This is a genomic window from Brasilonema octagenarum UFV-OR1, from assembly GCF_963888615.1.
GTDB classification, from domain to species: Bacteria; Cyanobacteriota; Cyanobacteriia; order Cyanobacteriales; family Nostocaceae; genus Brasilonema; species Brasilonema sennae.
In genome coordinates this window covers 1-6,725 of sequence record NZ_CAWPKW010000176.1, presented here as the reverse complement: position 1 = coordinate 6,725, position 6,725 = coordinate 1, and the positions used below count along the sequence as shown (strand labels likewise).

The 6,725-nt window shown below is 44.6% G+C and carries 8 protein-coding genes; 7 read left to right on the top strand and 1 reads right to left on the bottom strand.

Annotated elements, in window-relative coordinates; all coding sequences use genetic code 11:
- From AC5590_RS12330 to AC5590_RS12300, 7 genes are all read left to right on the top strand, one after another.
- A partial coding sequence (locus AC5590_RS12330) for a hypothetical protein (protein WP_211178775.1) occupies nt 1–273 on the top strand: 273 nt, incomplete at its 5' end.
- A gap of 144 nt (nt 274–417) precedes the next feature.
- Nucleotides 418–1,338 (top strand): S66 peptidase family protein, encoded by a 921-nt coding sequence (locus tag AC5590_RS12325; protein ID WP_169268741.1) that lies wholly within the window; start codon nt 418–420, stop codon nt 1,336–1,338.
- A gap of 270 nt (nt 1,339–1,608) precedes the next feature.
- The gene (gene hemE, locus AC5590_RS12320) at nt 1,609–2,664 is read left to right on the top strand and encodes a uroporphyrinogen decarboxylase (protein WP_169268740.1); all 1,056 of its coding nucleotides are present in this window, start codon (nt 1,609–1,611) and stop codon (nt 2,662–2,664) included.
- A gap of 246 nt (nt 2,665–2,910) precedes the next feature.
- A complete protein-coding gene (locus AC5590_RS12315; protein ID WP_169268739.1) occupies nt 2,911–3,615 on the top strand; it encodes an SMI1/KNR4 family protein in 705 nt (234 codons plus the stop codon).
- A gap of 254 nt (nt 3,616–3,869) precedes the next feature.
- Nucleotides 3,870–4,769: a helix-turn-helix transcriptional regulator gene (locus AC5590_RS12310; protein ID WP_348982789.1), complete on the top strand. Its 900-nt coding sequence runs from the start codon at nt 3,870–3,872 to the stop codon at nt 4,767–4,769.
- 128 nt (nt 4,770–4,897) lie between these two features.
- Complete coding sequence (locus tag AC5590_RS12305; RefSeq protein ID WP_169268737.1) at nt 4,898–5,485, top strand: protein-S-isoprenylcysteine O-methyltransferase; 588 nt, start codon at nt 4,898–4,900, stop codon at nt 5,483–5,485.
- Nucleotides 5,486–5,565: 80 nt separating this feature from the next.
- Nucleotides 5,566–6,549, top strand: a complete 984-nt coding sequence (locus AC5590_RS12300) for an NAD-dependent epimerase/dehydratase family protein (RefSeq protein ID WP_169268736.1) — start codon at nt 5,566–5,568, stop codon at nt 6,547–6,549.
- On the opposite strand, the gene AC5590_RS12295 is transcribed toward AC5590_RS12300, so the two are convergent.
- On the bottom strand, nt 6,542–6,725 hold a 184-nt coding region (locus AC5590_RS12295), incomplete at its 5' end, for a hypothetical protein (RefSeq protein ID WP_211178774.1). The genes AC5590_RS12300 and AC5590_RS12295 overlap by 8 nt on opposite strands.

The following is a 6,725-nucleotide window of genomic DNA, read 5'->3' as shown; positions in this document are numbered from 1 at the left end:
AGGCGGAACGCCTTCGGGCAGGGTAGAATGTGGCGTCAGGCGACGGGCGTTCCCGGAGGGCTATCGGGGAGAACCTCCGGTTCCGCTGCGCGCTCCGCAGTCGCCTCTGTCGGGAGACAAGGACTGCGCCGTGCTGTCTCACCGTGCGCGACTTTAAGCGTTGAGGCATGTGGCGTGAGCGTAAGCTCCAGGAGGGTCAAACTTGTCGTTCCTCGGCAGAAACTGAATTTTCTTTGGAAGCTTTGGGCGATCGCTTTGAACAATGGTTCATGAAAATTTTAGATTTTTGTTATATTTTTGAATTCATGAGCCATATTTTTGGCTCCGATATTGGATTTTGCACGGATAAAAAGATATAAATAGCAAATTGACCTATTGTCAATCAATATTTTTATCATTTGTTCTTAAACATTATTGATGCAATCCAAAACTCAAAATCTCAAAACTAAAATTGTTCCTCCACCTCTCAAACCAGGTGACTTATTACGAGTGATTTCTCCTAGCGGTGCTTTACGGGAATTTGAGGCTTTCCAAAAAGGGGTAGAAATTTGGCGATCGCGCGGCTATCGAGTAGAACTATTTCCAGAGATAGATGACAAATGGGGATATCTAGCTGGGAAAGATGAATCGAGGCGTGAACAACTCGCCACAGCATGGCAAGAGCCAGAGTGTCGCGGTGTTCTGTGTACTAGAGGTGGTTTCGGTAGCAGCCGTATTTTGGAAAATTGGACATGGCAGAATTTAGAAAACTCAGCGCCAAAGTGGCTTATTGGTTTTTCTGACATCACCGCGCTTTTGTGGAGTCTTTACACAGCAGGAATTTCTGGTGTTCATGGTTCCGTGCTGACAACTCTAGCTTGCGAACCAGATTGGTCAATTCAAAGGTTATTTGATTGTGTGGAAGGTCGTCCTCTTGCACCTTTAAAGGGTTGTGGTTGGGGTGGAGGTGTGGTCAATGGTATCGTGTTACCAGGTAATCTTACGGTGGCAACTCATCTGCTTGGTACGCCAATGCTACCAGATTTGGATGGTGTGATTTTGGCATTGGAGGATGTGACAGAAGCTCCGTACCGCATTGACCGCATGCTAACACAGTGGCGGATGAGTAGTGTTTTATCAAAAGTTAGTGGAATTGCACTGGGTAGCTTTAGCCGTTGTGAACCACCTGCAAATGTTCCTAGCTTTAGTGTTGAGGAAGTGTTGCGCGATCGCCTAGGAGATTTAAAAATTCCCATTGTCTCAAACCTGCCTTTTGGTCATGACGCTCCCAATGCAGCTTTACCTGTGGGAGTTACAGTTGAATTAGATGCAGACCAAGGTATTTTGAATATACTCTAACCAAGCAGCGGTGTTAATCTTTATTTCTTAATATGAGGGTTAGGTTCACCAAAACAAACTTTGTGATCAAGGTCACGCCCACTTAATTGCATTCTGAGTTCTGAGTTCTGAGTTCTGCGTTCTTCTTCTTTAATATTTATGAAGTTTTGAGTGCAATTTGAATAGAATTTTTACGAGCAACGCTTCAAAAGCAAGTCTTCTTAAAAAAGGGCAATCCTAGGATGATAAGCTAAACAATGACATAAAAAAGAGTTTAGGATGAACTGTTAAATGGGTATTTCCTCCAACGCTCCTTATCTTCTCAGGGCAGCTCGTGGTGAAGCGTTAGACCGTCCACCCGTATGGATGATGCGACAAGCGGGACGATATATGAAAGCTTACCGAGATTTAAGGGAGAAGTATCCTTCTTTTCGTGAACGCTCGGAAATACCGGAAGTAGCGATTGAAGTATCCTTACAACCGTGGAAAGCCTTTCAACCAGACGGAGTGATTTTGTTTTCTGATATCGTCACACCGCTACCTGGTTTAGGTATTGATATGGATATCGCTGAAGGTAAAGGACCAATCATTCACTCGCCGATTCGCACCTCAGAGCAAATCGATAACCTGCATGCTTTAGAACCGGAAGAATCGCTGCCTTTCATTAAAACAATCCTACAAGCATTACGGCAGGAAGTAGGCAACGAATCAACTGTGTTGGGCTTTGTCGGTGCACCTTGGACATTAGCCGCTTATGCGGTAGAGGGAAAAGGTTCAAAAACTTATTCCATCATCAAAAACATGGCGTTCTCAAATCCGACGCTGCTGGATAAGTTGCTGACAAAATTGGCAGATGCGATCGCCACTTATGTCCGCTATCAAATTGATTGTGGCGCACAAGTTGTGCAAATGTTTGATTCTTGGGCAGGACAATTGAGTCCCCAAGATTATGAAACCTTCGCACTACCCTATCAGCAGCGCGTTTTCCAGCAAGTCAGAGAAACTCATCCTGATACACCCCTGATTCTACTGGTGAGTGGTAGTGCAGGTTTGCTTGAGAGGATGGCACTATCAGGCGCGGATCTAATCAGTCTAGACTGGACAGTAGATATGGCAGACGCACGGGAAAGATTAGGCAAGCACCTCAAAGTGCAGGGAAATCTTGACCCTGGTGTGCTGTTTGGTTCTAAGGAATTTATCCGCGATCGCATTTACGACACTGTTCGCAAAGCTGGCAATAAAGGGCACATTCTTAACCTTGGTCACGGTGTTTTACCAGAAACTCCAGAGGAGAATGTTGCTTTCTTCTTTGAAACGGCGAAGCAACTTAGTAGTGCAGTTGTATGACAAGCCGAAGTCAGGGGCGCAAAGCCGCCGCGCCTCCTGAGTGTCGAATCGCTATGGCACAGTATTTCCTTTAAACATATGTTTCAGTCTATTCACCTTGAAAGGGGTGTTAGGCTGAAATCGCAACTGAAATCGTGAGGTAATCAGTTAAAGCGTAGGTGGAAGGTGATTGGTGGGCAATTGCCGCTCTCGTAATGCTACTTTGTAAAGAAAGACACTTAGATGTTCCATCTAAAGCAGCATTCTATGAAACGTCGTACTTTTCTGAGCTTGGCGGGTAGCAGTCTAGGAGTAGCAGCGGGAATACACTATGGACAGGCGCAATCAGTCACAAAAATGGATGAACTCTGGTTAGCTTTAGAACATTGGCTGGGTCAGCAACTCCCCGAAGTACTTGCCGACCTCAACCCCGGATGCTCGAACAAGGAACTCAGTGAGTTAGAGCGTCGCTTGAATTGCAGGCTACCGGAAGACTTTAAGGCTTTCTACAGGCGTCATGACGGGCAAAAGGGAGAGACCACAGGGTTGTTTTGTGGTTTGCCTGTTCTAAGTACGCAGGCTCTCTACAAGCATTGGGACGGTTGGCGCGAGATTGCTGACGAAGATCAAGAGATCGCAACCGAGATTACCGGCGAATCCTACCCTAATGGCGCAATCAAGCCCACCTACATTAACGTCAAGTGGATACCTCTTACGTATGACGGGGGGAGTAATCACCTCGGAATAGATGTAGACCCCGGTCCCGCAGGCGTGGTAGGTCAGGTAATTAACTTCGGGCGCGATGAGAACAATAAGTTTGTGGTTGCTTCTTCGCTCTCCAACTTCATCGCTTGGATGCTCGCCCAGTATCAAAGTGGCAATTACAAGAGCAGTGAGCGTTCATTGGATCTCAAAGAGCCACGGAATAGCCATTTCTTGGATGTCGTGCCACTGCTGTTTGGCAGACCCTAACCATCGCCCGTCATGAATGCAATTTAGATGTTTCAGAAGTTATAGGGTGGACACTGCCCACGGAGTTTGGTAGGGGACAGTTAAGGAGAATGTTGCTTTCTTCTTTGAAACGGCAAAGCAACTTAGCAGTGCAGTTGTATGATCAGCCGAGGTTAGGGGCGCAATCTTTTGTGTCCCCTGGCTGTCTGCCAAACTAGATCAAAAGGCTGGCTTTTGTTCCTTACACCTAGAGTCGTTATCCAAAGCAAATGTCTGTGATACAGCACAATTACCCTAGAGCGATTGACTTTAGCCAAAGGGATTCCCTGAAGCAGATTCTAGTTGATTCTCCCGTCCTCACGAGCTATGAGGTTAGTTGGGACACGATTCACTTTCTGTATCATCGAGAACCTGCGCACGAAACTCCTGAATGTCAGTTTAAACAACACCTTATCAGTATCTATCTCAAGCCATTTGAAGCAAGACGGTGGATTCATGGACGATGGTGTCAAGAAAATTATCAAAGTGGCGATCTTAGTCTATTTCCAGCTGATCAAACGGCTCCTAAATCTCAGTGCGATCGCGAAGATGAGTGCATCCATCTCTGTTTAGAAACGCCATTTTTTGAGCGAGTTGTTTATGAAGCGGTGAATACTAATCGCCTTGAGATTGTACCAAACTTCAAATTTCGGGATGCGCTGATCCAACAGATTGGACTGGAACTCAAAACAGAACTGGAATCAGGTGGCGTTGAAAGCCGTCTCTACGCCCAATCAATGGCAACAGTTCTGTCTGTCCATCTCCTACGTAGATATTCGACCTGTCAACCGATAATCAAACAGTATGCTGATGGACTCCCCAAGTGGAAGTTGGATCGGGTGCTCACCTACATCCAAACACATTTTGACCAAGATATTAGTCTAACGGAACTTGCTGACCTCGTTGAGATGAGTTCTCATTATTTCGCTTGCCTGTTTAAGCAATCCATCGGTTTTTCTCCACATCAATACCTGATTGATTGTCGAATCAAACGTGCAAAACAACTGCTGCGAGAGCAAAAATTGTCTATTGTAGAAATTTGTCAGCAAGTTGGCTACCAGAGCCAAAGCTACTTCACTAAGGTTTTCCGAAAACACACTGGCATCACGCCCAAGAAATTTAGAGACTCACTCTAAACTCTCGAAAGAAAATTATCGGAAGATTGAAACAATTTTCGGAACAACAGGCAAGACAGCAGCAGAGAACGATTGTTAAACTTCAGAAATCATCAATAAAATCGCTACCTTCTGTAAGGGGTTGAAAGATGTCTGAAGTTACTCGAAAGGTTATCTTTCTGATTTGCTTTATCACTGTATTTGTGATTCGCTTTTATTTCGCCCGACTGGTAAAACAGAACAAGATTACAGATGACCGTAGAACAACTCAGGAGAAGTTATCACTGTTGTTAACATTTCTAGGAATGTTTATCCTGCCTCTAGTTGGCGTCTTTACACCTTGGCTCGACTTTGCTGGGTATAACCTACCTGATTGGACTGGTTGGTTTGGTACAGTTTTTTTTGTATTGGCTATCTGGCTGTTTTGGCGTTCTCATACAGACTTGAGTTTGAACTGGTCAGCCTCGCTAGCAGTTCGGGAGAATCATTCTTTAGTTGATACTGGAGTATACCGATACATTCGCCATCCTATGTATGCAGCCTTTTGGCTTTGGGGAATTGCCCAAGCTCTCCTTTTGCACAACTGGATTTACGGTTTGTCTTATATCGTATCATTTGTGCCGATGTATTTAAAGCGAGTACCTCAAGAAGAGCAGATGATGCTTGATACATTTAGGGAACAGTATCAAGACTACATGTCTGGTACAGGGCGAGTGATTCCAAAATTTTTACTTTAGAAAGTTACTTTGAATTTTGAAACTTTTTTACCATTCACAATTCATAATGCATAACTCCTGAATCTTATTTGAAACTCTCTATGACCCAGAAACGGATTTTAGTCACGGGTGCAAGTGGTTGTATCGGTCACTACATAAGTGAAGCCTTAATTCAAGAAACAGAATACGAACTGTATCTGCTGGTTAGGAATCCAAAGAAACTGCAAGTCGATACTCAAGCACGTCCTGGTGTGACAGTCTTGCAGGGTGATATGCAAGAAATAAGTAAATTTGCCGACTTGTTGAAAACGATAGATACTGCAGTACTAACAGCGACGGCTTGGGGCGGTGAACAGACTTTTGATATTAATGTCCATAAAACCCATGAGTTGCTCAACTTGCTAGATCCAGACAAATGCCAACAAGTGATTTATTTTTCCACAGCTAGCGTTTTGGATCGCAACAATCAACCTTTGAAGGAAGCAGGCGAACTGGGTACAGATTATATCCGTTCCAAGTACGATTGTTTGCATAAGATATCGCAGTTAGCTATAGCCCCCAAAGTGACGACTGTTTTTCCTACTTTAGTGCTGGGGGGCGATGCGGAAGCCGCCGCCTTCGGCGGTCGCAATAAACCCTACTCACATGCTACATCTGGTATTCCAGAAGTAACGAAATATATAGATTTGATTCGCTTTTTTGAGGCAGATGGCAGTTTCCACTTCATCCACGGGCGAGACATTGCCACTGTCGTGCGGTATTTGATTGATAATCCTCCCAAAGAAGACGAACCGCGCTCATTTGTTTTAGGTCAGAAACAGTTAACTGCTAACCAAGCAATTGAAGAAGTTTGCGCCTACCTTGGGAAAAAGATTTACTTTCGCATCCCTCTATCTATATCTTTAGCCAATTTAATTATCGTTTTGTTCCGCATTCAGATGGCTGCCTGGGATAGATTCTGTATGAACTATCGGCATTTTAGTTACGAAAATTTTATTAATCCCGGCAGTTTCGGTTTACCAAATTACTGTGCGACGGTGAGTGATGTTTTAAAAATCAGTGGTGTTAAGCCATTTATCAAGTAAGGTCAGTTTCGTTGAATGACCTCAAAAGCGTTACCAACCCGTGTAAAAAACCTGCACCTCCTCGCTTGCTACCGTGTACACACATTTCACTCAAAACCTCACCCTCGCTTTTTGCTACGCAAAAATCTTTCCCTCTCCTTAATAAGGAGAGGGATGCCCGACAGGGCAGGGTGAGG

What these genes read in the sequence shown, in the direction of transcription:
- AC5590_RS12300 (WP_169268736.1), top strand. Translation starts at nt 5,566, where the DNA reads ATGACCCAGAAACGGATTTTAGTCACGGGTGCAAGTGGTTGTATCGGT.
- AC5590_RS12305 (WP_169268737.1), top strand. Translation starts at nt 4,898, where the DNA reads ATGTCTGAAGTTACTCGAAAGGTTATCTTTCTGATTTGCTTTATCACT.
- AC5590_RS12315 (WP_169268739.1), top strand. Translation starts at nt 2,911, where the DNA reads ATGAAACGTCGTACTTTTCTGAGCTTGGCGGGTAGCAGTCTAGGAGTA.
- AC5590_RS12325 (WP_169268741.1), top strand. Translation starts at nt 418, where the DNA reads ATGCAATCCAAAACTCAAAATCTCAAAACTAAAATTGTTCCTCCACCT.
- hemE (WP_169268740.1), top strand. Translation starts at nt 1,609, where the DNA reads ATGGGTATTTCCTCCAACGCTCCTTATCTTCTCAGGGCAGCTCGTGGT.